This window comes from Flaviaestuariibacter amylovorans (assembly GCF_039541815.1).
GTDB lineage: Bacteria > Bacteroidota > Bacteroidia > Chitinophagales > Chitinophagaceae > Flavisolibacter > Flavisolibacter amylovorans.
Genome location: NZ_BAABGY010000002.1, coordinates 97,500 through 124,442 on the forward strand (window position 1 = coordinate 97,500; position 26,943 = coordinate 124,442).

Consider the following 26,943-nt stretch of genomic DNA (forward strand, 5'->3'; position numbering starts at 1 on the left):
GATTATACGACTTCCGATCCGCCCACCCGTTGGGACGCATCATGATACATCCCCTTCACCGCCCGATCACTTACCCTTTTAACGGATTGTTGCGGATATACGCGCGGATGTTATCCAGCGCCTGGGCGTCGCGGATAATGTGTTCGTGGTAGCGCGGTTGCCAGGCGAAGGGGATACCGGTTTTGTTTGCGTAGTTTTTTACGGATGCTTTGAAGGCGCCGATCACGCAGGGAAGGTTCTGCCGTTGCGGGCCGAAGCGGTTCGTTTGCGACCGGTCGAGCAGGCCCGGCCGGACCTCCTGGAGCAGGCGTACGCCGGATCGGGATCTGTCGATGCTCAGGATGGCGTGCAGGTGGTCGGGCATCAGCTGGAAGGTGTCCAGAAGGATGAAGGGGAAGCGATCCGGTATGCTTTCCCAGTTTCGGATGGCGACCTTGCCGATTTCGCTGGGCGCGAGGCTTCCGTTCCTGAGGATTCCGAGCGTGCGTTGCCGGTGTTGCGTGCAGAGCGTTACGAAGTAGGTGCCGTCCTGCGCGTAGTCGTATCCCGCGAGCCGCGTGGTGACCCTGCGGAAGTCTTCGTAAGGTTTCTTCATCGTACCAAGGTACGAGCCGTGGCGGCGGCTCCGGATGAGGATTTACCCCCCTTTCAGTGGGTTTTTTCCCTCCCTACGCCGGCCTCCTTACGACGCCGGTTGCGACGCGCCATGGCGCGTCGTTACGCCCCTCCGGAAGAAGGATCTCCCGACCGATCGTCGTTACGCCCCTCCGGAAGAAGGATCTCCCGACCGATCGTCGTTACGCCCCTCCGGAAGGAGGATCCCTGGTCGCGTCGTTACGTCCCTCAGGAAGGAAGATCTCCCGGTCGCGTCGATACGCCCCCTCCAGAAAGACGGATCCCTGAGGCCGAGGCCTATCGCCCGATCACCACGATCTTCCCTGCCGTACGCTCCTCCTGTCCTTCATCCGTTACCAGCACCAGGTACACGCCCGAGGCGATGCTGCGGCCGGCGTAATCGCGGCCGTTCCACACGGCCTGGCCGCCGAGGGAGCGCGTTTGGTACACGAGGCGGCCGTTGAGCTCCGCGATCTTGACGATGCTGTTCTCCTTGAGGCCGCGGATGGCGATGGTGCCGCCATAGCCGGGCGGCACGGGGTTCGGGAACACCTTCAGCGAATCGTACGTTTCCACGCCCTCGGTGGCGCCGGCACGGAAGGAGCAGATGCCCTTGGCCGTCGACACGAAGACCTCGCCCGTGCGGCCGTCGATGGCCACACGCTTGATGTCGTTGGAGAGCAGCGGGCTGTTCTCCTCGGTGAAGTGCGCGAGGCGCGCGTCGCCGTCGGGCGAGATGAGCCAGAGCCCGTTGCGCGTGCCGACCCACTTGCGGTCGGCGCCGTCCACGGCGATGCTGCGCACTTCCTCGCCCTTGAACAGGTAGTTGGCGAAGTTGGTCTCGCCCTTCACAATAGGCAACGTGGCTTCGCAGCCCCCGAAGAACACCGACTCGGCGCACTGGATCACGGCGACGCCGTCGGTGGTGCCCACCCAGATAAAGCCGGAACGGTCCTTCGCCAGGCACAGCGGCTCGCCCGCGGGGAGGTTGCCGTTGCCCGCGCCGGAGCGGAAGAGGCGCCAGCGGTCGTCGCCGGCGCTTTCGATGGAGGCACCGTGGTTATAGGCCAGCACCCCGTTGCCCTTGGGCGACAGGATCCACAGCTGGTCGGAGTTGTCGACCACGATCGAGGCCGCGGCGTTTTCGTTGAGGAAGAAGGGCGCGGCAAAGGAGCTCCAGGTGCCGTCGGTCTTGCGTACGTGGAGGAAGTTGATGGCGCCGTAGTTGGCCACCCACAGGTTGTTGTTCTGGTCGAAGGCGAGGCCCGCCACGCGGTAGCTCGTAGGGTCGCCCACGGTGGGGCCGATGGGGGAGTTCTGCTTGAAAATGGAATACGTGCCGGGGCCGGTATAGTGTACGAGGCCGCCCCCGTAAGAGCCGGCCCAGAGGCTTTCGTCGCGCGGGTCCACGGCCACGGTGAGAACGTCCATCACGGTATCGAGACCGGGGAGGCGGAACTGGTTGTAGTTGGTCCACTGACCTTCCTTGTATTGGTATACCCCGTTGCGGTTGTACTGGTAGTTCCAGGATTCGTTGACGGAGCCGGCTGCGGCCCAGAGCGTGCCGTTGTACACGGTCATCTCGCCCGTGGCGATGCCATCGGGGCCGTTGGGCTTGAACTGCTCCACGCCCGCCGCATTCCAGCGCGAGAGGCCGCCGTAAAGATCGGCCACCCAGAGGTCGGGGCCGGCGAGGGCGCCTTCCTGCGGGTAGGAGAGCACCGGCGAATTAGTGGCTGTGCGCGCCACGCTGCCGTCGGCATTGAGCACCGTCACGCGCGTGCTGCTGCCGCCGAGCACGAAGCTCTGGGCCACGGCGAGCCTGCCTTCGGTGGCATTGATGGAAACGATGGGATCGCCGTTGGCATAAAAGAGCGTCCAGCTGTTGCCGTTCCGTACAAATACGGTGTCGCGCGCAAGCGCCACGGTGCGGCCGCCGATGACGGCAACCCCGCTGGCACGGCCGGCGGGCAGCCCGCCGGTGCCTGACACCGTTTCCCAGGTGCGGAAGTCGGAGGGCGTGGCGTTGTTGCGGGGCGTGCGCTTCAGCCCTTCGGCCGTGGCGGCCCAGATGTATTCGTTGTCGCGGCTCACCATGTAGGTAGGCACGTAGCCCCCGTTGTTGCCGATGAACCAGGAGTCCTTCGTTTCATAACGCTCCGCGTCGAGCACCCAGATGCCGAGGCCGGTGGCCACATAGCAGACGTCGCCGGCGGGGAAGAAGTCGTACACGGTCTTGTCGCCCGACACCGACTCGCGCAGTAGGTCGGGGATGTTGCGGATGCCTCCGGTGGTGAGCACGTCGATGTTGGAGTTCGTGTAGCCGATATACAGCTTGCCCGCCCCCTCGTCGTAGCGGATCGTGCGGATGCCCGTCTCGGAAAGCCCGCCGACCTTGCTGCGGCGCTCCACCTCGCCGCTTTCGCGGTCCACGGTGAACAGGCTGTAGGGCGTGGCGGCATAGATGCGCTCCGGCGTCACGGCCAGGTCCACGGTGCTGTTGTACGGCAGGTGCTCGCGCCAGCTGCCGATCGCCGGAAAGGTGTTTTGCGCGGCAGCGGAAAGCCCCGACAGGAGCAGGAAGGGGAGGAATCTCACGTATCGAAGGTACGCAACAGGAATCGCAGATCTCGGATTTCGGATCTCAGATCTCGGATCAACGCCCTTCAGGCGCTACCTGGCCGGTATCCCGGCGCTGCCCGGTGTGGTAGTGGCGATGATTGGGGCATTCCCGGAGAAATACGGGATTCCGTTCAAAGAGGAATATCTCCGGCAGACGCGCTGCCTGTCCTTAACTTGGGCCATCAATCCATTTTCCATGCGCTTCCTCCTGTTGCTGCTTCTCCTTTGGCCCGGCCTGCGCCTTTCCGCGCAAGACAGCACCCGGGTTCGGCCCTATGTGCTGGGCGAAGTGCATCGCCTTCGGTCGGCGGCACTGGGGGAGGAGCGGGTGCTCAATATTTACCTGCCGGAAGGCTACGGGGCAGGGGATACGACGCGCTATGCCGTGCTGTACCTGCTCGACGGGTCAGCCGACGAGGACTTCCTCCACATCACGGGGCTCACCCATTATCTTTCCTTCCCCTGGCTGAAGTTGATGCCGCCTACGATCGTGGTAGGCATCGCCAACGTAGACCGGCGGCGCGACTTCACCTACCCCACCACCGTTGTGAAAGACAAGCACGATTATCCCAGCACGGGCGGCTCGTCGGCCTTTATCCGGTTCCTGGGCGATGAGCTGCAACCCTATATCGCGGCCCGCTTCCGTACAGGCACGCGCCGCGCGTTGCTGGGCCAGTCGCTCGGAGGCCTGCTGGCGGCGGAGGTCCTGCTGACGCGGCCCGCGCTGTTTACCGACTACCTTATTGTAAGCCCCTCGTTCTGGTGGGACCGCGGATCGCTGCTGGCGCGCCCCCGGCCGGCTTCCGGTGCGCCGCGCAACGTGTACCTGGCCGTGGGCAAGGAGGAGCCTGAAATGGTGCGCGGCGTGCATCGATTCCTTGCGAAGCTGAAGGCCGCCCCGCGGAAAGGGGAGCAGATCCGGTTCGAATATTTTCCCAAAGAGAACCACGCGACGATCCTGCACCGGGCGGCCTACGAAGGCTTGCAGGTACTTGGCCGCTAAGGAGCTGCTCCGCGGCGCTTGCTGCGTAGATGTTGCCGGGACCTGCAGGAAGATGTAAGGCTCCTGTTCACGACGCTGTCGGGCGCGTCCTATACCGGTTTTCCCGAACTTTAGGAACAGTTCTACGAGGACCATCACCCAAAATCGTCGCTATGCGCCGCCTCCTGCTTCCCCTCCTGTTGCTCGTTTCCCTGTGTTCCGGGGGGCAATCCTTTACGATGATTCCCGACTCATCGACACTTACCGGCGTCAACCTCGAGCGGGTAGCGGAATCATATCCCTTCCTTACGGCCGACGGCCTGCGGCTGTATTTCGCTACGGAGCATGGGAGCGCGGACGCGATCTACCTGATGACGCGGCCCTCGGTGGCCGCGTCTTTCGGCAAGCCGGCGCCGGTCGGAGGGCTGGGTGCGAAACACGGGCAGTTTGCCGCCACGCTTACGGCCGACGAGCGGACGATCTATTACACCGACCGAGTCGGGTATAAAAAGCAAAGCATCTTTTTTGCCACCCGCGCCTCTGTTTCCGACACCTTCTCCGCACCGCTGCCCGTACCCGGCATCAGCTCCAGAGCGCATACTGTCGCCATATCGCCTGATGGCCGCGAGCTGGTTGCCGTCGTTTCCGACACCACGGCCAGGACTACCGACGATGTATTGGAGCATTATTCCTGGGAAGGCACAACCTTCCGCCGCCGGGGGCGGCTCTCCGTGCCGGCGGGCTTCGTGGCGACGCCGGGACAGTTCAGTAAAGATGGACGCAGCTTCATCATCAATGCCGAATTGCCGTTGCCGGAAGAGGGGGAGCCGGTGTACAACAGCCTGCGCCTCATCCGCTTCACGCGTGCTAGCAACGGCGTGGACTTTCAGCCCGGAAACGTACAGTCGCTCGGCGCCTTTCCGCGCGAAGTATACCAGCTGACCTTTGCCGCCGACGAGTCGGTACTGGTGGGCGTAGTGGGGTCGGAAAACAAGTGGCAGAACAATGACCTGATCCTGTTTGATTCCCGCGAGCGGAAATGCAGCATCATCGGGGTCGGGTATTAAAGCGAGATGTTTAGAATAATACTTTCATGATGCGCTGCTTGCTGATGCTATGCTCTCTGCTTTGCACCTCTATAACCGGGTGGGCGCAGCGAGCAAATACCTGTGGTGAAAAGAAAGACGCTTATCCACTCTTTTTCTTTGTTGGTGAACGGATTTCGTTCCGGGAAGCACAGCCCTCCCGAAGCGGCACCGATCTCCACTATATTGCACGCTACCGTGTTCTGGAGCGCGTGTGTGGCAGCTATCGCAGCGACACGGTCACATTCAGGGTTCGTAATCGGTTCGGAATTCCCTACTTCTTTAATTTTCGTCACGTCGCGCTTGTGCTGCAGAAGTCAAAAGGTCGCTTCTATTGGGTCGACGATCTCGATTTTCCCGTTTTCGCTACCCGCGATGGGCGATGGGCTGCACCGTTTAAGAGTTTACGGCGGGTCGGTGATCCATCGGAGCCAACAGTAGCCCCGGTATCGATCGAGTTCGCCGATACGATAGCTTTCGATATGACCTGCTACAAGAAGATGCACCGAAGTGATGCCTTCGCGCGCCCTTACTATGAATGGCGAGGTGATTCGGCGGTAGCGCGCATGGGCCACTACCTGCCTGATCTTTTGCCCTATGTACGGGAGGAGGTTTTCAGGCCTTGGAAGATGTTGGAGCCGGCAGTACCCGAAGGCGCAACCGAAGCAGCCTACATGGAACCGGATAGCCTTGCCTTTGTGGAGCGGCCGCGCCCGGCTCCGATCACTCCGGCGGACTCGGCGAAGTTAGTGGACACCTGGAACCGGTTGGTCGCTGCCCTCCGCAGGGGCGACGCCCCTGCGGTGCGTGCGCTTTCTCTGGACTCGGTCGTCTGTTCCGTGTGCGAGGGGCCGCCTGCCCTCTATTATGAGAACAACCCGGAGCCGGTCGATAGCCTGTTGCCTGCTGCGCAACGCTGGTTCTCCGCATTCGGGCTTTGGGCAGCCATTGAAGAAGAGGAGCGTCGTTCCGCAACCCGTAGATGGATCAGTGCCGAGGAGCATAGTGGTGCCGGCTATCGCTATGAAGACTGGCAGCGCGAAGGCCCTTTTTATACCCTGCGCATCCATACGTTACTTCCCTACGAAGACCGAATGTCCAGGCAGACCCATCATTTCCGTTTTGTGAAACGCGATGACAAGATTTACTTCTCGGGCATGGATACGAATGCTGCCACCTCTTGGCCCATCAAGTGAACTCCTTTTGAACCTGAACCGGTCTTTTCTTTTGACCCTATCTTCCCCGCATGACCCGCGCCCTCGTTTTTGGTAAGTTCCTGCCCTTTCACAACGGCCACGCCGCCCTGCTGCGCTTCGCGCTCACACAAGCCGATTCCGTGACCGCCCTCGTGTGCGCCTCCGACCGCGAGGCGATTCCAGGAGCGCAACGCGCCCGGTGGATCCGCGCCACCTTTGCCGGCGAGGCCCGGCTCCAGGTGCAGGTGTACGAATATTCCGAGGCCGATCTCGTGAACAGCTCCGTTGCCGACGAGGCCGTGGCGCAACAGTGGGCCGAGGTGTTCCGTACCGTGGTACCCGGGCACGATCTCGTAGTTACCTCCGAGCCCTACGGACCGATGGTGGCCCGCGCACTCGGCATCGCCTACCGCGCCTTCGATCCCGGGCGCACGCAGGTGCCGGTGTCGGGCACGGCACTGCGCACCGACCTGGCGGCCCACTGGCAACACCTGCCCGACCCGGTACGCGCCGACCTCGCCCTGCGGGTGGTGATTCTCGGCACGGAATCCACCGGTAAGTCGACGCTCACGGCGGACCTGGCGGCGCATTTCAACGGTACCCTCGTAACCGAGGCCGGCCGCGACCTCATCGCCGACTCCAACGACTTTGTGTATGCCGACCTGCTCCGGGTAGCCGAAGCCCACGCGCAGCGGGTGGCGGCAGCGGCGCGCGGGCCGCGCCCGCTCCTGTTCATCGATACCGACCTGCACATCACCCGCTCCTATGCGCGCTTCGTATTCGGCCGGGAGCTGGAGGTTTCCGCCGCCATCGAAGCGGAAAGCCGCGCCGACCTGCGCCTCTACCTCGACGCGGCCGTGCCCTTTGTGCAGGACGGCACCCGCCTCCACGAAGGGCACCGCAACCGCCTCGACGCTTCGCACCGGGCCGTGCTGGCCGAGCGGAAGCTGCCTTTCACGGAGCTCCGGGGTACCTGGGAAGCACGGCGCGTGGGTGCCATAGTGGCGGTGGAGGAGTTGCTGTCCCTCCCACGCTGGTAAAAACGGTTTCATTAACGGGCTCTGAAAGCAGTATCTTGGTCAACGTTGCTCGTTACAATGAAATGGCCCCGTAGCTTCCTGCTTTTATTCACGCTTGCCCTAAGCACGTTGGCTTTCTGCCAGCCGGCCGCACCTAAGCACGTGCGTGTGCGGATCGTGGAAGCGGGTGGGCTTAAGGTAGTTGATCCCAGGCGCTTGCAAAATGGCTTCAGGCTGGCTGTCAACGATCCGTCCTACAAAGTCGTGCGCTTCGAAGTTTCTTATATCTGTGATGATATCATGGCTTGGAAAGTATCTGGAGACCGGGTTTCCAGCTCGGAGGCTTGGCTGGCGGATTTACTTAGGATGCACGAGTTTTGGGCGGAAGAAATTATCCTGCAAAAGGGCAGCCGTCTTTTCAAGGCGCGTCATGTGATCTGTCTTGTTCGCGGCGGCCGCATCTGCGGTTAACTTCTTTCAATAATGCCCTCAGGTTTAATTCCCCGTCAGAATACCTGCGTTTTCAATGAGGACTTAAAAAAAAGCCGCTTCGCCGCCGCATTTCCTTTCTTTGCGGCCAAATCGCTCCGTTCATGTGGGAATCCCTGGGAAAAACCGTTCTGCGCTACCGCTTCCTCCTCCTCGGCCTCCTGGCCCTCAGCACGATCTTTATGGGCTGGCAGGCGGCGCAGGTCAAAATTTCTTACGAGTTCACCCGCGCTATCCCCACCGACAACGATAAATACCTCGCCTACCAGTCGTTCCGCCAGAAGTTCGGCGAAGACGGCAACCTGATGGTGCTCGGTGTGCAGACGAAAGACTTCTTCAAAAAATCCTTTTTCGACGACTACCGGGGCCTCCAGCAATCCATCCGTAAAGTGAACGGCGTAGAGAACGTGCTCTCGGTGCCGGGCGCCGTGGGCCTGCAAAAGCACGACAGCCTCGAGCGCCTCGTGCCGCAGCCGCTGTTTGCCGACTCGCTCACCGCCACGCAGGCGGGTCTGGACTCCGCCGCCGCCCGCTTCCGGAGCCTGCCTTTCTATCGTGACCTTCTTTACAATCCCGATACCGATGCCTGGCTCATGGGCATCAACATCAATGGGCCCCTGATGGCCTCGAAGGAGCGCACGGTCGTGATCGGCGCCATCACGGAGCTGGCCGAAGCCTTCTCGAAGCGCCAAGGCACCGAGGTGTACCTGAGCGGCCTCCCGCTGATCCGCACGCAGGTGGCCACGCGCATCCAGAATGAGATGCGCTGGTTCATGCTCGGCTCCTTCGGGCTCGCGGCGCTCATCCTGCTCCTGTTCTTCCGCTCGCTCTCCGCCACCGTGCTCTCACTGGCCGTTGTGCTCATCGGCGTTATCTGGAGCTTCGGCACCCTGCACCTCATGGGCTACAAGATCACCCTGCTCACGGCCCTCATCCCGCCGCTGGTGGTGGTGATCGGGATCCCGAACTGCATCTATTTCCTGAACAAATACCACACGAGCTTCCGCGAGTACGGCGACAAAAACAAAGCGCTCGTGCAGATGGTGGCCAAGATGGGCGTAGTGACGCTGTTCTGCAACATCTCGGCGGCCATCGGCTTCGCGGTGTTCGCGCTCACGCGCAGCGCCCTGCTGAAGGAATTCGGCGCCGTGGCCGGTCTCAACATCCTGCTGCTGTTCTTCATCTCGCTCTTCTTCATCCCGGGCGTGCTCTCGTTCCTGAAGCCGCCGCGGGAGCGCCACATGCGCTACCTCGACAACCGGCTGCTCCAACGCTGGCTCGACCGGCTTGAACTCTGGTCGCTGCACCACCGCAAGACGATCTACGGCGTCAACCTCATGCTGCTCATCGGCGCCGGTGTGGGCATGGCACGGCTCCAGAGCGTCGGGTATATCGTGGACGACCTCCCGCGCACCGACAAGATCTACACCGACCTCAAATTCTTCGAGACGCAGTTCCGGGGCGTGATGCCGCTCGAGATCGTGGTGGATACGAAGAAGCGCAACGGCATGCGCAACCTGCGCAACCTGCAGGGCGTGGACTCGCTGCTGCAGTACCTCGCGGCGAAGCCCTATATCGGGAAGCCGCTCGCCATGACCGAAGGATTGAAGTTTGCCCGCCAGGCTTTTTATGATGGCGACAGCGCTTCCTACGCAATGCCCAACGAGTTCGATTTCGTGGGGATGATGGACTACCTGAACCTGAAGAAGGACACGGGTAACGCGGCCGCCAAAGGGGCGCTCGAGCGCCTCGCCACCTCCTTCATCGACTCCGCGAAGCAGCAGGCGCGCATCTCGGCGGCCATGATGGACGTAGGCTCACAGCGCCTGCCCCGCATCCTCGACTCCGTACAAATACGGGCGGCGCAGCTTTTCGATACGGCGAAGTACCGCGTAACGCTGACGGGCACGTCGGTGACCTTCCTGGAAGGCAGCCGCTTTATCATCGACGGGCTGAAGGAAAGCATTCTCTGGGCCTTCGGGCTCATCGCGCTCTGCATGCTGTACCTGTTCCGGTCGGGCCGCATCCTGCTCTGCTCGCTGCTGCCCAACGTGATCCCGCTGTTGCTGACGGCGGGCGTGATGGGCTGGGCCGGCGTGCCGCTGAAGCCGTCGACCGTGCTGATCTTCTCCGTTACGCTGGGCATCGCCATCGACATCACGATCCGCTTCCTCGTCAACTACAAGCAAAACATCCGCAGCGCGCCGAGTGTGGAGGCCAACGTCATCGACACGATCCACTCCACGGGGCTTTCGATCCTGTATACCTCGCTGGTACTGATCGCCGGGTTCGTGATCTTCTGCTGCTCGGGCTTCGGCGGCACCAAGGCCCTGGGCTGGCTCACCTCGCTCACCCTGGTAACGGCAACCCTGGCCAACCTCACCTTGCTGCCGGCCCTGCTGCTGGACCTTACGAAAAAAAAACCGTTTAATAAAGAAGGCCGATCCTGAGGAAAGCGCTTCGACATTACAATTTGATTAGGGCCGTCCGTGGACGGCCTTATTTATGGATAAACGGCAAGGCTGAGCGGGTATTTAGTTGTAATTACTTAAGTAATTGTCTGTAATTTGGTGTTAGACCCTTAATTTAAATCCCTTAGCTGTTTAAAAAAATTAAACCAATCTTAACAATGGTTGTTAGCCGTGGCTAGATTCGTGACCCGCCAAACAAAGCCTCACCCCCTTTTTTTGGCCGCTCTCCCGACGCGAAATTTTTTTCCATGGGACGCAGCAAACCAACCGACCGAACTGCCTAGAGAAACGAGCTTATCCGAACGTTAGTCTTCTTTTAAACACACATATGCACATGAGAAAATTTCCTATGCTCCTGCTTGGAGGTAGCCTGCTTTGCATGCACGTCCAGGCTCAGAACCGCACCGTTGCCGGTAAGGTGACGGACCAGGCCGGCCAGGGGGTTCCCAATGCCACCGTCGGCATCAAAGGCACCAACCTGGGCACCACTACCGGTGCCGACGGTAGCTTTTCCATTTCAGTTCCTGCCAATGCCCGTACGCTCGTGATCTCCTCGGTCGGCTACGGCGCCCAGGAGATCCGTATCGGTAGCGAATCGAGCTACACGGTTTCGCTGCGATCGGCCGAAACAGGACTGCAGGAAGTGGTGGTAGTAGGCTACCAGGCCCGCCGCAAGCGCGATGAGGCCGGTGCCATTTCCACCATCCGTGCCGCCGAGATCGAGAACCTGCCCGTATCCTCCATCGACCGCGCCATGCAGGGCCGCGCCGCCGGTGTGGTGGTGCAGGGCAACAGCGGTATCCCCGGTGGCGGTGTGACGGTGCGCGTGCGCGGCGTCGGCTCCATCGGCTCCGGTAACAACCCACTCTACGTAGTAGATGGTGTGCAGCTCAACACCAACAACACCAACACCTTTACGCAGTCGAACCCGCTCGCCTTCATCAACCCGAACGACATCGAGTCGATCGACATCCTGAAGGACGCGGCCTCCGCTGCCATCTATGGTGCCGCCGCCTCCAACGGCGTGGTGATCATTACCACCAAAAAGGGCAAGGCCGGCAAAACGCGCTTTACCCTCAACTCCTACTACGGTCAGACGAGCCCGCTGAAGTACCTCGACGTGGTGAACAGCCAGGAATACTTCCAGCTCCGCACTGAGGCAACGGCAAACTCGCAGAACCTGCCCACGAACAGCCTCACCGCCAAGCGCTCGGTGCTGATCAACGACTACCGCCAGAATGCCACCCTCGTGAACGGCCTGACGGAAAAAGGCATCGACTCGCTCGTGGCCACGATCCCGACCTACGACTGGCAGCGCGAAGCCTTCCGCAACGGCGCCGTCCGCAACGTAGAGCTCGGTGTGAGCGGTGGTAACGAACGCACTACCTTCCGCCTCTCCGCTAACTACAACGTACAGGAGGCCATCGTAACAAAGGCTGACTTCCGTCGCGCGGGCCTCAACTTCAACCTGAGCAACAAGGCCACCGACCGCCTCACCATTTCCACGGGCATCAACCTCTCCACCTTCGACCAGAAAGGTCCCTTCGGTGGTGGCGGCGGTTCCTCGCTCGGCAACATCGCCTTCTCCTCTCCGGGCGTGCTTCCGTTCAACCCCATCTACAACTCTGACGGCTCCTATTATGGCATGCCCGGCCAGACGCCTTCCAACCTGTCCGGCGTTCTGAGCCAGAACGCTGTTGCCGTAAACGATCTGAATAAGATCAGCCAGCGCACCAATCAGCTCATCGGTAATATCCAGGGTGAATACAAGCTGTTCGACTGGCTGAGCTTCCGCTCGTATTACGCGCTCGACTACCGCAACGTGACCGGCGACAGCTGGTGGGATCCGCGTACGCCCGACGCCTTCGCCCGTGGTGGCCTCGGACAAACGACGGCCAATAACAACATCAACTTCCTGACAACGCAGCTGCTTTCCGCACAGCACAATTTCAACGATGATTTCCGCGTGGATGGTGTGCTTGGTTATGAATACCGCCGGGAGAACTTCAACTACCTGTATGCCTCGGCCGATAACTTCCCCGGTCCCCAGTTTACCACCCTCGGTACTGCGGCCAACCCGGTGTCGATCGACCAGTCGACCTCGCAGTACCGCCAGCAGAGTGTGTTCGGTAATGCCAACATCACCTATGCCGGCAAGTACATCCTCGGTCTCGTAGCCCGCTACGACGGAGCTTCCCGCTTTGGCTCGGAAAAGCCTTACGGCTTCTTCCCCGGTATCAAGCTCGGCTGGAACATCGATCGTGAGAAGTTCTTCGCCCCGCTCAACTTCATTTCCACCTTCCGTCTCCGCGCCTCGCTGGGTAGCAGCGGTAACAACCAGATCGGTAACTTCGACGCCCTCGGCCTGTACAGCGGCCGAAGCATTTCTTACGGCGGCCGCGGCGGTATCCAGTACGCCAACCTCGCCAACCCCAGGCTTACCTGGGAGTCGAACCGCACGCTCAACCTCGGTCTCGACTACGGCTTCCTGAACAACCGCATCAGCGGTAGCGTGGAAGTGTACAACAAGCGCACTACCGACCTGCTCCTGTCGCAAGGCGTGTCGCTCACTACCGGCTTCACCTCGGTGGTCAGCAACGTCGGCGAAGTAGAGAACAAGGGCGTGGAAGTGACGCTGACGGCGAACCCGCTGAAGTCGAAGCGCCCCGGCGGCTTCAACTGGAGCAGCACGTTCACGATGGCGTACAACAAGTCGAAGCTGCTGCAGCTTTACGGAGATGTCAAGAACATCACCGTTGGTTCCAACCCGGTATCCGGCAACGCCACGCATATTGTAGGCGAGGAGCTGTATTCGGTATGGACGGCGCCTTACGCAGGTGTGAACCCCGCTACCGGCCGCCCCATGTGGTACGACTCGCTGGGCAACATCACCTACCAGATCCAGACCCCGCGCGACAACCGCGTGATCGGCTCCGAGCTGCCCAAGTACACCGGCGGTCTCAACAACACCTTCTCGTTCAAGGGCTTCACCCTCGATGTGTTCTTCCAGTACGAGTTTGGTCGCCTCGTCAACGACGGCCAGGTATCGTTCCTCTCCGAGTCTTCCGGCCGTATCAGCTTCCTCCAGTCGATTTATGAGGAGCGCTGGACAAAGCCTGGCGATGTTACCGACGTGCCGCGTATGAACCTCACCGCCGAGCCGAAGGCGTCCGGTGGCCTGGGTGGCAGCCGTCTGTGGGTAAAAGGCGACTACATCCGTCTGAAGAACGTGATGCTTTCGTACGACATCCCGAACAGCATTATGCGCCGCATCCGCTCCACTGGTGCTAAGGTGTACGTTCAGGGTACCAACCTGGCTACCTGGACGGCCTCCCCGAGCTACGACCCCGAGTTTCTGGGTGCAGGTACCGGCCAGATCCCGCAGAGCCGCAACGTAACCGTGGGTATTCAATTAGGCTTCTAAACAAAAGACTTCCAGAGCATGAAGAAATATTTCCTTCCCCTGAGCCTGCTGTCGCTGATGGCGGCAGGCGCGTTCACGAGTTGCAAGAAGGCACTCGATGTAACGCCTACCGAACAGATCAATTCCGACCTTGCCCTCACCACCCGCGATGGCATCAATGCCGCCGTCAATGGTATCTACTCGAGGATGAAGTCAGCTCGCCTCTATGGCCGCGACCTCATCGCCATTCCCGAAGTATTGTCGGACAATGGTTATGTCAACAACCGCTCCGGCCGCCTTTTCGGCGAATCCAACAACCAGCTGCGCGCACACTTCACCGGCGACACCTGGGCGTTCGGCTACCGCAACATCAACGAGGCCAACCTCCTCCTGGAGGCAATGCCCTCCTCGCCGCTGTCGGCTGCCGACCGTGCCAACGTGGAAGGTCAGGCCTACTTTCTCCGGGCCATCAACCACCTGATCCTCGCACAGGTTTATGCCTACTTCCCCGGCGCCGAAGTGCCGGGCCAGAGCCGCGGAGGTATCCCGATCCTGCGCACCGGTACCAAGACCATTGAACAGGCGCTTTCTCTGCGCCCGGCCCGTGCGTCGATCGATTCGGTGTATGCACAGATCGTGAGTGATTTCGAAGCGGCCTATGCCCGCCTCGGCAACAACGGCCTCGCCCCGTTCACCTTCCCGAACTATGCCAGCAAGCAGGCTGCCGCTGCACTGCTCTCGCGTGCCAACCTGTATCGCAGGAACTACTCCGAAACCCGCCGCTGGGCCGACTCTTCGATCAACCTTTCGGGTAGCCGCCTCACTTCCGGCAATGCCTACGTGAGCGGCTGGCGTGCGGCCACGCATCCGGAGACCCTCTTCCAGGTAGCCTTTGTCAACAACAACGAGAACATCGGCGTGAACGAGTCGCTGCAGACCACCTTCACCACCTTGGGCTCGCCGGGCGCTACCGCTACCACGGTAGGCTGGGGCGACGTAGTGCCGTCCCTGACGCTGCTCAACGACCTGGGCATTTCCCTTACGGGTGGTAACACGGTCACCAACTACCGCAACGTGGCCGCCACCATTGCCACACGCTCTGCCGACTTCCGCAACCTGCTCTATGAGCCGGGTGCTGCCGGCCGCGGTAAGGTGTATGTCGAAGGCACCAAGTACATCGGCAAGAACGGTAACGTGAACCTCGACCACGCCCCCGTGATCCGCATCGCGGAGGTGTACCTGAACCGCGCCGAGGCCCTTGCTACGCCGGGTTCCTCCGTATTCGACCAGGCACTCGCGCTCGCCGACCTCAACCGCATCCTGCAGGCCCGTGGCCTTACCCCGGTTGCCCTTACCGGTACGGCCCTCTACGAGGAGATCCTCCGCCAGCGCCGCATCGAGCTCGCCTTCGAAGGTCACCGTTTCTGGGACCTCAAGCGCCTCGGCCGCGACATTCTGAAGGCTCCGCTCTTCAACGGTGGCGATGTGCCCTTCGCCGACATCCGGATTCTGGCCCCGCTTCCGCTTGCGGAACTTCAGAACAACCCCAATCTTACACAAAACGCTGGTTACTAAACAATAGCTATGAAACGACTTTATCTCGGAATTTCCTCGCTCGTTCTCGCGCTCGGACTATTCAGCTGTATCAAGGAAGAAGAAACCCTCTTCACCGATACGCTGGTCGAATTCGACGCCGCGGTCATGAACACCAACAACGCTTATACACCGTCCAAGGATACGATCCTGGGTCGTATCCCCGACGCGAACAAGCTCGATAGCATCGCCTTCCCCTTCCTGGTGCGCCAGCCGCCTATCGGTCGTGCTGCTGCAGCTGCCGACCCGGCCATTACGCGTACCTCGGGTAACGTCCGCCTGCGGATCAATCTCGTAGGTGCCACGCGCAGAACGGCCACCACGGTAAACATTGCCAAGGTGCCCCAGAGCGGCTATACGCTGATCGGCCTCGCCACCAACCTCAACCCGAACGCCGAGGCGGTGGAAGGCACGCACTACGGACCGCTGCCCACCACGGTGACGATCCCGGCCGACAGCTCCTTCGGCTACCTCGACATCCCGATCCTGAACACGGGTATGGCGTCGACCGTTGCCCGCGAGCTGGCGCTCCGCATCACCGGCGCCACCGAGGCTCGGCCGAACCGGAACTATTCCTACATCGGCATTCGTATCTCACAGCAATAAGCCTTAATTGCTATCGCAAGAAAAAGCCCCGACGATCTCGTCGGGGCTTCTTTTTTATCAGGTTGGGCACCTTTACTTCAGCACTTCGGCCAGCTTGGCGGGAAGCGCATCGCCCCGGAGGTCTTCTGCAACGATGACGCCCTCGGGGTTGATGAGCACGTTGTACGGGATGCTGCTGAACCCGAAGATGCCGACGGCGGCGCTGTTCCAGTACTGGAGGTCGGAGATCTGCGTCCAGGCAAGGCCATCGGCCTGCACGGCCTTCAGCCAGGCCTCTTTTTTCTGGTCGAGGGAGACGCCGAGCACCGTGAAGTTCTTGTTCTTGAATTGATTGTACGCCTGCACTACGTTGGGATTCTCAGCACGGCAGGGCGGGCACCAGGAGGCCCAGAAATCCACCAGCACCCATTTGCCCTTGAAGGAGGAGAGCGACACAGGGGTGCCATTGGCATCCGGCATCGTGAGCTCGGGAGCGGGCTTGTTGAGCAGTGCCGATGCGGCGGGAGCAGCGGGCTGGGGTGCAGGCGCGCCGCTTACGGACTGCTGTACCTGGGCAAGGCCCTTGTGCTGCGGGAAGCGGGTCGTGGCATTTTTCAGGATCTCCAGCAACTGCGCGCGGTCGAGAGGCTGCAGGCCGAAGGCCGGGTTGGAGGCATAGCCCTGGTAGGTGCCGAGCGCGAAGATGGTGAGGGTAGGGCTGTTGCTCTTGTTGACGAAGTCGAGGTTGTAGCGGCGCAGGGCATCGGCGGCGGCGCTGCGTTGCGTGCGCACCGAGCCGGTGAGCGAGTCGGAAACGCCCTGCTGGCGGAGGCTGTCCTGCTGCCGGGCATACGCAAAGATGGTGGAGAGCTGGCTGTTGTTCTCACCCATGTACTGGGCAAGGGCGCTGCTGGCGGGGGAGCCGCCCACGGTGTAAGGCACTTCCTTTTTCGCCGGATCGGCCTTTACGGTGATGTCATCGCCGTCGTTGATGAGCGTGGCCAGCGGTCCGTTTGCGCCGGCGAGCTGCACGAGGTACAGGTTCTCCTCCACGCGGCTGCCGGTGAGGCGGAAGGAGCCTTTCTTGTCGGCAGTAGCCGAATCCACGATCAGCGGGTTAGACCGGTCGAAGCGGACCTCTTCGAGGTACACTTTCTTGCCGGCGGCGTCGGGGAACGTGCCGGATACTTCGAATGTGTTGTCTTCTTTTTGCTGGCAGGCGGCAAGGAGCAGGAAGGCGGCAGGCAGGGCCGCTGCGGAGTTGATGCGGGTCATGTAGAGGAACTGCCGGGGTAGGGCAGCGGGACAAAAATAGCCGAATGCCGGCTGCGGCGTTGTTAAAAGGAGGGCGGTTCGCTGCACTCACGAATGCAATTCACGCTGCGGCACGGCGGGAGGCGGCGCAACGGAACGTTTCTTTTGGCTGGAGACCGCATGCCGTTGGTTGTAGCCTTGATCCGGGCGCCGCAAGCGGCTCGCTTTTCTGAAAGCAGTGCGCAGGTTTTCCCGCCTTTGGCGGGCAGGCTACGCAACGGCGCAAAGGTGCGGAATACGTGGAGCATCTTGCGCTGCGCAGGGTCTTCGTCATTGCGAGGAACGTCCCTGCCGCAGGCAAGGGACCGACGAAGCAATCCCCACAATTACGCGTGAGGCCGGGACGAAGGAGTCCGCTACATTTCATAGCAATACAGTCCTATCCGAATCTTTCGGACAGCCCGCACATCCCCGGGTTTATAATCATTCCGCGTAACGCGGGAGATTGCTTCGCTGCGCTCGCAATGACGTGCGCTCCGAGTAAAAGATCATTCTCTGCGTCCTGGGGCCTTTGCGCGAAACCCGCGCTACCCTGCAATGCCTGACAGCCGCTTGCGGCGGTAATTCGTTGAAGCGAGCCTTGCACAACAAGCCAAAAAAGAACCCCGGCGGGAGCGCCGGGGCGTGGCCTGTGTCCAGGCTTATGCGAATAGGATCATCCGTTTATGAAAGCGGCCGCGTACCGGGAGGCAGGCGGCCGCTTTATGGCAAGAAAAAGTCAGCGGTTGTTTAGAGGTCGGCCGTCTTCAGCTTCTTGGGGATGCGTACCGTGATGGTCTGCTCCTTGCCGCCGCGCTGCACCTTGAAGTTATACGTGCTGCCTTCGCGGATGCGGCTCGTATGGCGGCGCAGGTCGTCGGTGCTGTTCACTTCATCCTCTTCCACCTTCGTGATCACGTCGTCCTTTTTCAAGCCGGCCTTGTCGGCATGCGAGTCGTCGTCCACGTCGGTCACTTTCACGCCTTTGCCGTCTTCGGTGTCCTGGATGGAGATGCCGAGGCGCGGGCGGCCGCCGTGGCCGTAATAGGTGTAGGGGGTATGCGGTGCGGACGGCGCCATTACGCGGAAGTCGTTCATGTTGATGCGCGGCGCCACGAAGGTGCCCATGTTCATTCCCTTCCATTTGCCGAGCTCGGCATTGACGGTCTGCTCCTTGCCGTCGCGCAGCAGGCTGATGGCTACTTTCTCGCCCGGCTTGCGCGAGCGGATGGCGCGGGCCACGTCGCCGTCGGAGTCGATCTTTTCGGTGCCGATCTTCGTGATCACGTCGCCCTTCTTGATGCCGGCCTTCTCAGCAGCGCTCTCCTTGGTGACCGAGGTCACCTGGGCGCCTTTCGTGCCGATCTCGGTGATGACGCCGAGCATGGCGCGGTTCTCGTCTTCAGAGAAGAGGGAGGAGCCGTCGTCGTCGGAGAACACCCACGTGTTGCGGCCACCGATACCGTTGATGCTCATGTGCGAGCCGGGCTTCGTGGTGTGCACGTTCACATTCACGTCATCGCTTTTGTCGGCGTCCTTGCCGTTGATGGTCACCTTGTTGCCCTTGATCTCGATGGTGGTCTTCTCGTCGAGGTTGTTGTCGCGGGTGATCACGATCACCTGCTTCTCTTTGTTGTCGGTGCCCTGGCCACCCTGGCCGGTTTGGGCAGCGGCGGGCAGCGCTGCAAGCGCGCTCATCACCACAAGTCCTTTGAAAATGTATTGTTTCATAAGTTTCGATTGTTTGTTTTTGTTTGGCTACGTTGTCTTTCGTAGATCAAATATAGGAACGCGGATTTAAATACGAAACTTTTCGCATTGTTAAAATGTATTTTTCCCGTCTTTTCGGGCCCAACCCGCCTTGGGTGCGGATAAATGGCCGATATATTGGCTGAATGGCGGGTCGTTTCGGGCGGTTTTCTTCATATAACAAAAGAAACGCACATGGAGTATAGGCGCAGCACCCATAACCCATAAGAAAAGAGACGCACAGGGTGCGTCTCTACGGGTATCGTTCGGGTGGAACTGGTTTATAATTTCGCGCGCACGGCGTCGATCACGGCCTGCAGGCTGCCGGTTTCCTGTCCGCCCGCGGTGGCAAGGCCTTTCTGTCCGCCACCGCCGCCCTTGATGAGGGGGGCCACCACCTGCTTGATGAGGGCGCCGGCGTCAAGACCTTTCCCGGCCACGAGCGCATCGTCGAAGGCGATGGCTACCGAGGCCTTGCCGTCGATATTGGCTACGAGGGCCACGGCTGCGTTCGGAAGGCTCCCCTTGATGTCGAAGGCCAGCTTCTTCAGGGCATCCGCATTGCCTACCGACACCTGCGCGCCGATAAAGGCTGCGCCGTTCACGGCTTCCTGCTTCGCGAGCAGTCCCTCGCGCAGGCCATTGAGCTGTGCCAGCTGGTATTTCTCCAACTGCTTCTGCAGGCTGCTGTTCTCGTCCTGAAGCGACGTGATGGCCTTGACGAGGTCTTTCGGGCTTTTGAGCGCTTCCTTCACGGCCTGCAGCTGCTGCAGCTGCTCGTTGAGGTACATTTCGGCCGCAGCACCGCAGAGGGCCTCGAGGCGGCGCACACCGGCCGCCACCGCGCTTTCTGACGAGATCTTGAAGAAGCCGAGCTCGCCGGTCGATCCTACATGCGTACCGCCGCACAGCTCCACCGAATAGTTCGGGTCCATCGTTACCACGCGCACCGTGTCGCCGTACTTCTCGCCGAAGAGGGCCATCGCACCGAGCTGCAGCGCTTCTTCCTTGGGCATCTGGCGGATCACCACCGGGATGTTTTCCCGGATCTTTTCGTTGACGATATGCTCCACGCGGGCGATCTCCTCGGCCGTCATCCGGGCGAAGTGCGAGAAGTCGAAGCGGAGGTACTCGGCATTTACGAGCGAGCCCTTCTGGGCCACGTGCGTGCCCAGCACCTGGCGCAGCGCGGCGTGCAGGAGGTGGGTGGCGCTGTGGTGCACCTGGGTCTTGCCGCGGCGCGTGCCGTCTACCTTGGCTGTCCATTCGCCGCCGATGGCTTCGGGCAGGCTTTCGGCAAAGTGGATGATGAGGTCGTTCTCCTTCTTGGTATCGAGGATGCGGATGCGCTGGTCGCCCATGACGAGGAGCCCCGTATCGCCTACCTGGCCGCCGCTTTCCGCATAGAACGGCGTGCGGTCGAGCACCACCTGGAAGCTTTCCTTGCCCTTGGCCGTTACCTGTCGGTAGCGGAGGATGGTGGCCTTCGTTTCGAGCGAATCATAGCCTACAAACAGGGAGTTCTGGTTGCTTTCGCTCACCGTGACCCAATCGCCGGCATCGGTGGCCGTGGCGGCGCGGGAGCGGTCCTTCTGCTTTTGCATCTCCGCCTTGAAGTCGGCTTCGTTCACCGTGAGCCCGCGTTCCGAGGCAATGAGCTGCGTGAGGTCAAAGGGAAAACCATAGGTATCGTTCAGTTCAAAGGCTTCGGCACCGGAGATGGAGCCCTTGGCCAGTAGGTCGTCGATGCGCTTGAGGCCTTTGTCGAGCGTGCGGAGGAAGGCTTCCTCTTCCTCGCGGATAACGCGGGCCACGAACGACTCCTGCTGCAGCAGCTCGGGGAACACGGTAGCGAACTGCCCGGCCAGCACCGGCACGAGCTGGTGGAGGAGGGGCTGCTTGTAATCGAGGTAGGAATAATAATACCGTACGGCGCGGCGCAGGATGCGGCGGATGACGTAGCCGGCGCCCGTGTTGCTCGGCAGCTGCCCGTCGGCGATGGTGAAGGATACCGCGCGGATATGGTCGGCCAGCACGCGGAAGGCGATGTCGGGCTTGCCGGCATCGGAGCCTTCATAGGTTTTACCGGTGATGCGCTCGATGGCGGCAATGGTGCCGGTGAACACATCGGTGTCGTAGTTGCTCTGCTTGCCCTGGAGCACGCGTACAAGGCGCTCGAAGCCCATGCCGGTATCTACGTGTGCGGCGGGGAGGGGCTGCAGCGAGCCGTCCTTGGTGCGGTTGAACTGGATGAATACGTTGTTCCAGATCTCGATCACCTGCGGGTGGTCGTTGTTGACGAGGGTTTTGCCGTCGATGGCGGTGCGCTCGCTGTCGGGGCGGGTATCCACGTGGATCTCGGTGCAGGGGCCGCAGGGACCCGTGTCGCCCATCTCCCAGAAGTTGTCTTTTTTCTTGCCCAGCAGGATGCGGTCGGGGGCGATCCACTTTTTCCACTCGGCGGCCGCTTCCTCGTCTACCGGCAGGCCCTCGGCTGCGTCGCCCTCGAACACGGTAACGTACATGCGGTCTTCGGGGATGCCGAGCACCTTGGTGAGGAGTTCCCAGCTCCATTCGATCGCCTCTTTCTTGAAGTAGTTGCCGAAGCTCCAGTTGCCCAGCATCTCGAAGAGGGTGTGGTGGTAGGTGTCGACGCCCACTTCCTCGAGGTCGTTGTGCTTGCCGCTCACGCGGAGGCACTTCTGCGTATCGGCCACGCGGGGGTTGGGAGCGGTCTTGTTGCCGAGGAAGTAATCCTTGAAGGGTGCCATGCCCGAGTTGATGAACATCAGGGTAGGGTCGTTCTTGACCACTACGGGCGCGGAGGGCACGATCTGGTGGCCTTTGGCGGCGAAAAAGTCGAGGAAGGCCTGGCGTATCTGGGCACTGGTCATCATGAGCGGGACAAGATTGTTGAGGTTTTGCGGTTTTAGCCGGTAAATTTGTTGGCTCCCGGCGATACTGCCGGGAGGACGGCAAAGGTAAGAGGGGCAATCGGGAATCGGCAATCGGGAATGAGAGAACCTCATCCTGTGCTCCGTTCCTTAACCGGGGTCGGAAATGTTGCCGATTGCCGATTGCCCATTCCCGATCCCATGAAGAAGATCAAATACTTCTATAACACCCACACGCTTCGCTACGAGAAGCTCATCACCCCCCTGCGGGTGAAGCTGCTGCGTGTCTTCTCCTTCGTGGCGGCCTCGCTGGTGACGGCGGCGCTCATCTCCTGGGCGGCGTTCCGCTTCCTGGGCTCGCCGGGCGAGAAGCTGCTGCAGGCCGAGAATGCGCGCCTGCGCGAGCGCTTCCAGGATATGGACAAGCAGGTAGAGGCGCTCCGCCAGCAGATGAGCGAGCTCGAGAAGCGCGACAACGGGGTGTACCGCTCCATCTTCGAGGCGTCGCCGATCCCCGACTCGGCGCGCTTCGCGGCGCTTGAGCAACAGCAGGAGATCGCACGGGTAGGCAAGATGGACAATGCCCAGCTCATCCGCGCCATCGAGAACGACCTCCGCCACCTCAACGCGCGCATCGGGGTCCAACGCAAGTCGTACGACGAGATCCTTACCCTGGTAAAAAGCAAGGAAAAGCTGCTTGCCGCCACGCCGGCCATCCAGCCCGTTTCCAACCAGGACCTCTCGCGCATTGCCTCCGGCTTCGGCACCCGCATCGACCCGATCTATAAAACGCCCAAGATGCACGCCGGCCTCGACTTCACGGCGCCGCAGGGAACGCCTATCTACGCCACCGCCGACGGGCGCGTCACCACGGCCGGCAACGAGGGCGACGGCTACGGCAACCACGTCGTGATCAGCCACGGCTACGGCTACGAAACGCTCTATGGCCACATGGTGCGGGTGAAGGTGCGGCGCGGAGCCTCGGTGAAGCGGGGTGCCATCATCGGTTACGTGGGCTCTACCGGCAAGAGCACGGGCCCCCACTGCCATTACGAGGTGCGCAAGAACGGCCGCAAGGTGGATCCCGTCTACTTCTTCTACAACGACCTCTCGCCGCAGCAGTTCAACGCCCTGCTGAAGCGCGCGCAGGCGAATAACCAGAGCTTCGACTAAGCGGCTTACTGCATCCTGATTCATACGTCACCCGCCGCAAGCGGCTGTCATTTCTTAGAGAACAACGCGGGTTTCACGCCAAGACGCCAAGGCGCCAAGACGCAGGGATGTGTGTCTGCGTAGCCCCGCATTCTTTGCGCGCTCTGCGTCTCCGCGCCTTTGCGTGAAACCCGCGTGCTGCTTTGATCATAGCTAGGCGCATGCGCCGGGTGATAACCGGAAGCTTGTGCTTTCTGAAAAAATGCGCCGCTCGCGGCGGCATACAATGAGGACGCTTCATACTTTAAGAAAAACTCCACATCCCGGGGCTTAACTCCTTGACCCCAAATTGCTAGCTTTGCCGCCCACGCATGTCCAGAGAGCAATCACAGTTCGCATTCGACTTTTTCAGCTCGGAGCCCATCCCCCCGACGCCCCCGCAGCCCGCGCCCGGCGCGGAGCCGCCGCCTGCGTCGAGCCCGGTGGTGCCGCCGCCCCCTCCCGAAGCACCCAAGGCTCCGGAGCCCCGCGTGCCCCAGCTCGACCCCGAGCCGCTCCCGCCCGCGCCGCCGCCTGCCGAAGAGCCCGATTTTGAGCCGATAGAGATGCCGATGGCCGTTTACTTCTCCGAGCCGGTGCCCGACCCGGGCCCCGAGCCTTCGCGGGCCTACCTGTCGGGGGCTGCCCTCGCCGGCGCGCCCGAAAAGCCCAAGAGCAAGCGGGGCCGCAAGTCACAAAAGGCCATGGCCGAAGAAGCGGCGCTCGTGAAGCTTCCCGACGACGAAACCCTGCACAGCAAAGCCTATTACGGAATCACCGAAGTCGCGGCCATGTTCGGCGTCAACGCGTCGCTGCTGCGCTTCTGGGAGGCCGAGTTCGGGCTTACGCTCCGCAAGAACCGCAAGGGCGACCGCTTCTTTACCCCCAAGGACGTGAAGACCGTGCAGCTCATCTACGACCTGCTGCGCCGCCGCAAGCTCACCATCGACGGGGCCCGCGACTTCCTCCGCCGCAACAAGGGCGCCGACGAGCGGCTCGTGCTCATCCAGTCGCTGCAGCGCCTCCGGGGCTTCCTCCTCGAGCTGAAGGCACACCTGTGAGGAATGTGCTAATGGGGTGATGTGCTAATGGGGTAATATAGGTTCAGAAAGGTTCAGAAGGTTGTTCTGGACCCGTGTATCGGAATAAGCCAAGCTTATCCAGTGATAGACACCCCAACTCTTCTGAACCTCCCTGAACCTTTAACAAGGATGCAACCGTTCGAAGCCTGTCGCCCTCTTATTTTCGGCCACCAACGTATTTTAGCCACATGAAACGACTCTTTTTCGCACTCTTTCTCTTTGCCTCCCTTGGTGCGGCTGCCCAGGCCGAAGCTTCCCGCGACTCTTCCGGCGTCAAGATCCTCAAGGGATTCATGACCAAGAAAGACCTGGTTACCGACACTGCCTTTGCCTGGTGGGGCGAGAACCTGAAGGGATTCACCCCGAATGCCGACGCCGTAACGGCGCTGCGCGCTCAAAAAGACTCGATCCACATCCTCGCCTTCGGCGGCACCTGGTGCGGCGATACGAAGCACATCCTCCCGAAGGTCTACGGCACCCTCGAAGCCGCCGGCCTTTCGCAGGAGCGCATCACCCTGCTCGGCGTCGACCGCCGCAAGCAAACCGTGCACAACCTTGCCGCCGCGTTCAACGTCACGCTCGTGCCCACCTTCATCGTGCTGAAGAACGGCCAGGAAGTAGGCCGTATCGTGGAGTACGGCTCCATGGGCATGCCCGAGATGGAGATCGGCCAGATCGTAGGTAAAGCAGCAAAGAAATAGATACCGTCCCGACAAAACCGAGAGCGCCGAGGCGCTCTTTTTTTATGCCCGAAGCGCTGTATCTTCAAAGAGCGGTGGGATTCCTTCATTTCTAAATACCTGTTTATGAGTGGTGTCTCGGTTCGGCTGCTCGCTCTTTGTCTATGCCTGCTTGGGGTGATCCCTGCCCGTACGCAGGTGTCGGTTTCTGCAACGGCGGGAGCAGGAGGGCCTACGTCTTACCCGAAGCTTTCCGCGGCCTTTGATGCGATCAATGCCGGCACTCACCGGGGCGTCATCACCGTGACCATCACCTCTAGTTATACGGAAACGGTCATGGCCCGCCTAGGCGCCAGCGGAAGCGGGCCGGCGCAGTACAGCTCCGTTCAGGTACAACCCGCTACGGGTGGCAACATCACCGTGACCTCCGACCTGACCGGTCCGATGATCCGGCTCGACGGCGCCAAAAACGTGACCATCGACGGGCGGAATCCCACTACGGAAGAGCCCGGTTGCACGTTCATGAATACACGCCAATTCGGAGATAGCTATGTGATCGAATTCACCAACGGCGCCTCGCAGAACCTGGTGCGTTACTGTACGCTGAGGGGCAGTGTTGGAGTGGTGTACATGGGCTATACCAATACCGGCAACGGCAACAATTTCAATACGATCGAGCACTGCCGGATCGGCAATGCAGGAGCATACCCGTATACGTGCATCTCCAGCGCCGGAGATCAGACCGCAGTCAATACCGGTAACCGCTACCTGAACAACCAGATCTACAATTTTTCCCAATATGGTTACTATGAGGGCAACTTCTCGCCGACGGGTGCCTCCCTCAACACGGTGTTGGAAGGGAATGAGTTCTTTATGGAGGGGACGCCACCGGCCGTTTCGAACGAGATAGCCGCCATTCATATCGATAACCTTGCGTACAACGTTACCATCTCCCGCAACTACATTCACGACCTGAAGGCGCCGGCGGTCCCGGGCCCCGCTACCACTCTCGCCGGTATCCAGCTCGTGGGCGTTGATCTGATCAGGGTGACGAACAACATGATCGTGCTGGAAAGCGAAACGGCGCCTTCAGTCGCCGGCATCCAACAGTACTCGATGTTTACTACCGGTATCAAGATCAATTACAACACCGTGTTGATCCGGGGAACGGCTACGGTGCCCACAAGTTCGGTTGCCTTCTACAGGTCACTTAATGCCACTTCCCACGACACGGTCCGGAACAACATTTTCGTGAATACACGTGTGGCGCCACTCAATGCAGGGCTGTACCAGAGTGCCTTGGTGCTGCCTGCCGCGGCGGGCGGCCTGCTTCCCATTCATTCAGATTACAACATCCTGTACAGCAGCGGCAACGCCGGCAACGTGCTGGGCGTTCTTCAGGGGAGTGGCGGCAGCGCAAACGTTTCCACCACGCTTGCCGGATGGACTGCAGCGGCGAACCAGGACCAGCATTCACTACAGGCTCTGCCCGTATTTGTTTCAAACACCGACCTGCACCTGCAGCCGGCAGCCAATGCAGCTATCGGTAATAGGGGGATACCCGTGCCGGATATCGGCACCGATTACGACGGCACCGCGCGGCATCCTTCCACCCCCGATATCGGTGCCGACGAGTTCTCGCCCCCGGTCGTAACCTCCCTGGTACACCCCGAATCACCCGTTTCGGTGAGGCTGTCGCCGAACCCCGTATCCGAAGAAGCCTGGCTACACGTGCAAAGCCGGAAGGCGGGTACGATGTATTGGACGCTGACCGATGCCAGCGGGCGCACGGTTCTCCGTTTCCGGCAGGCACTCCCGGCGGGCACTTATACAGAAGCGTTGCACCTTGGTTGGCTGCCCGCGGGGATCTATCAGCTTGCAGCGGTGATGGGTGCCGAAAGGGTGGCACAGATCCGGTTTATTAAGAAGTGAGGCTTGCCTGAAACCCGGTCACCCCACCTCCACCGCCCGGCTGGAGGCATGTCGCCCGATCA

General features: G+C 61.0%; 18 protein-coding genes. 13 read left to right on the top strand and 5 right to left on the bottom strand.

Annotated features, from left to right (window positions below; all coding sequences use genetic code 11):
- Positions 1-70: 70 nt before the first annotated feature.
- Entirely contained in the window at positions 71-595 is a 525-nt protein-coding gene (locus ABD937_RS02800) for a transposase (protein ID WP_345253191.1), read from the bottom strand.
- A gap of 317 nt (positions 596-912) precedes the next feature.
- On the bottom strand, positions 913-3,213 hold the full coding sequence (gene porZ, locus ABD937_RS02805) for a type IX secretion system anionic LPS delivery protein PorZ (RefSeq protein ID WP_345253195.1): 2,301 nt from the start codon (positions 3,211-3,213) through the stop codon (positions 913-915).
- Between the two features lie 220 nt (positions 3,214-3,433).
- On the opposite strand from porZ, the gene ABD937_RS02810 reads away from it, so the two are divergent.
- The 9 genes from ABD937_RS02810 (at position 3,434) to ABD937_RS02850 (ending at position 16,081) form a co-directional block, all read left to right on the top strand.
- The gene (locus ABD937_RS02810; protein ID WP_345253196.1) at positions 3,434-4,240 is read left to right on the top strand and encodes an alpha/beta hydrolase; all 807 of its coding nucleotides are present in this window, start codon (positions 3,434-3,436) and stop codon (positions 4,238-4,240) included.
- 152 nt (positions 4,241-4,392) lie between these two features.
- On the top strand, positions 4,393-5,286 hold the full coding sequence (locus ABD937_RS02815; protein ID WP_345253197.1) for a TolB-like translocation protein: 894 nt from the start codon (positions 4,393-4,395) through the stop codon (positions 5,284-5,286).
- Positions 5,287-5,312: 26 nt separating this feature from the next.
- Positions 5,313-6,500: a hypothetical protein gene (locus ABD937_RS02820; protein WP_345253198.1), complete on the top strand. Its 1,188-nt coding sequence runs from the start codon at positions 5,313-5,315 to the stop codon at positions 6,498-6,500.
- A gap of 50 nt (positions 6,501-6,550) precedes the next feature.
- On the top strand, positions 6,551-7,540 hold the full coding sequence (locus tag ABD937_RS02825) for an AAA family ATPase (protein ID WP_345253200.1): 990 nt from the start codon (positions 6,551-6,553) through the stop codon (positions 7,538-7,540).
- A gap of 57 nt (positions 7,541-7,597) precedes the next feature.
- Positions 7,598-7,990 (top strand): hypothetical protein, encoded by a 393-nt coding sequence (locus ABD937_RS02830; RefSeq protein WP_345253201.1) that lies wholly within the window; start codon positions 7,598-7,600, stop codon positions 7,988-7,990.
- A 122-nt stretch (positions 7,991-8,112) separates the two neighbouring features.
- Positions 8,113-10,458 carry an efflux RND transporter permease subunit gene (locus ABD937_RS02835; RefSeq protein WP_345253203.1) on the top strand — a complete coding sequence of 782 codons (2,346 nt, stop codon included), beginning with the start codon at positions 8,113-8,115 and terminating at the stop codon, positions 10,456-10,458.
- A 355-nt stretch (positions 10,459-10,813) separates the two neighbouring features.
- Positions 10,814-13,903, top strand: a complete 3,090-nt coding sequence (locus ABD937_RS02840) for a SusC/RagA family TonB-linked outer membrane protein (RefSeq protein WP_345253205.1) — start codon at positions 10,814-10,816, stop codon at positions 13,901-13,903.
- An 18-nt stretch (positions 13,904-13,921) separates the two neighbouring features.
- A complete protein-coding gene (locus ABD937_RS02845) occupies positions 13,922-15,457 on the top strand; it encodes a RagB/SusD family nutrient uptake outer membrane protein (RefSeq protein ID WP_345253208.1) in 1,536 nt (511 codons plus the stop codon).
- Between the two features lie 9 nt (positions 15,458-15,466).
- Positions 15,467-16,081, top strand: coding sequence for a DUF4843 domain-containing protein (locus ABD937_RS02850; protein ID WP_345253209.1), 615 nt, complete (start codon positions 15,467-15,469; stop codon positions 16,079-16,081).
- A gap of 72 nt (positions 16,082-16,153) precedes the next feature.
- On the opposite strand, the gene ABD937_RS02855 is transcribed toward ABD937_RS02850, so the two are convergent.
- The 3 genes from ABD937_RS02855 to alaS all read right to left on the bottom strand — a co-directional run bounded on the left by ABD937_RS02855 (position 16,154) and on the right by alaS (position 21,999).
- On the bottom strand, positions 16,154-17,335 hold the full coding sequence (locus tag ABD937_RS02855; RefSeq protein WP_345253210.1) for a redoxin domain-containing protein: 1,182 nt from the start codon (positions 17,333-17,335) through the stop codon (positions 16,154-16,156).
- A gap of 768 nt (positions 17,336-18,103) precedes the next feature.
- Complete coding sequence (locus ABD937_RS02860) at positions 18,104-19,084, bottom strand: PDZ domain-containing protein (protein ID WP_345253212.1); 981 nt, start codon at positions 19,082-19,084, stop codon at positions 18,104-18,106.
- Positions 19,085-19,383: 299 nt separating this feature from the next.
- Positions 19,384-21,999, bottom strand: a complete 2,616-nt coding sequence (gene alaS / locus ABD937_RS02865) for an alanine--tRNA ligase (protein WP_345253214.1) — start codon at positions 21,997-21,999, stop codon at positions 19,384-19,386.
- Between the two features lie 198 nt (positions 22,000-22,197).
- Between alaS and ABD937_RS02870 the strand changes: the two genes are divergently transcribed.
- The 4 genes from ABD937_RS02870 (at position 22,198) to ABD937_RS02885 (ending at position 26,881) form a co-directional block, all read left to right on the top strand.
- Positions 22,198-23,169 (top strand): peptidoglycan DD-metalloendopeptidase family protein, encoded by a 972-nt coding sequence (locus ABD937_RS02870; RefSeq protein ID WP_345253215.1) that lies wholly within the window; start codon positions 22,198-22,200, stop codon positions 23,167-23,169.
- 350 nt (positions 23,170-23,519) lie between these two features.
- Positions 23,520-24,248 (top strand): MerR family transcriptional regulator, encoded by a 729-nt coding sequence (locus ABD937_RS02875; protein WP_345253216.1) that lies wholly within the window; start codon positions 23,520-23,522, stop codon positions 24,246-24,248.
- 209 nt (positions 24,249-24,457) lie between these two features.
- Entirely contained in the window at positions 24,458-24,970 is a 513-nt protein-coding gene (locus ABD937_RS02880) for a thioredoxin domain-containing protein (RefSeq protein WP_345253217.1), read from the top strand.
- A 105-nt stretch (positions 24,971-25,075) separates the two neighbouring features.
- Complete coding sequence (locus ABD937_RS02885; RefSeq protein ID WP_345253218.1) at positions 25,076-26,881, top strand: hypothetical protein; 1,806 nt, start codon at positions 25,076-25,078, stop codon at positions 26,879-26,881.
- The last annotated feature ends 62 nt before the right edge of the window (positions 26,882-26,943 follow it).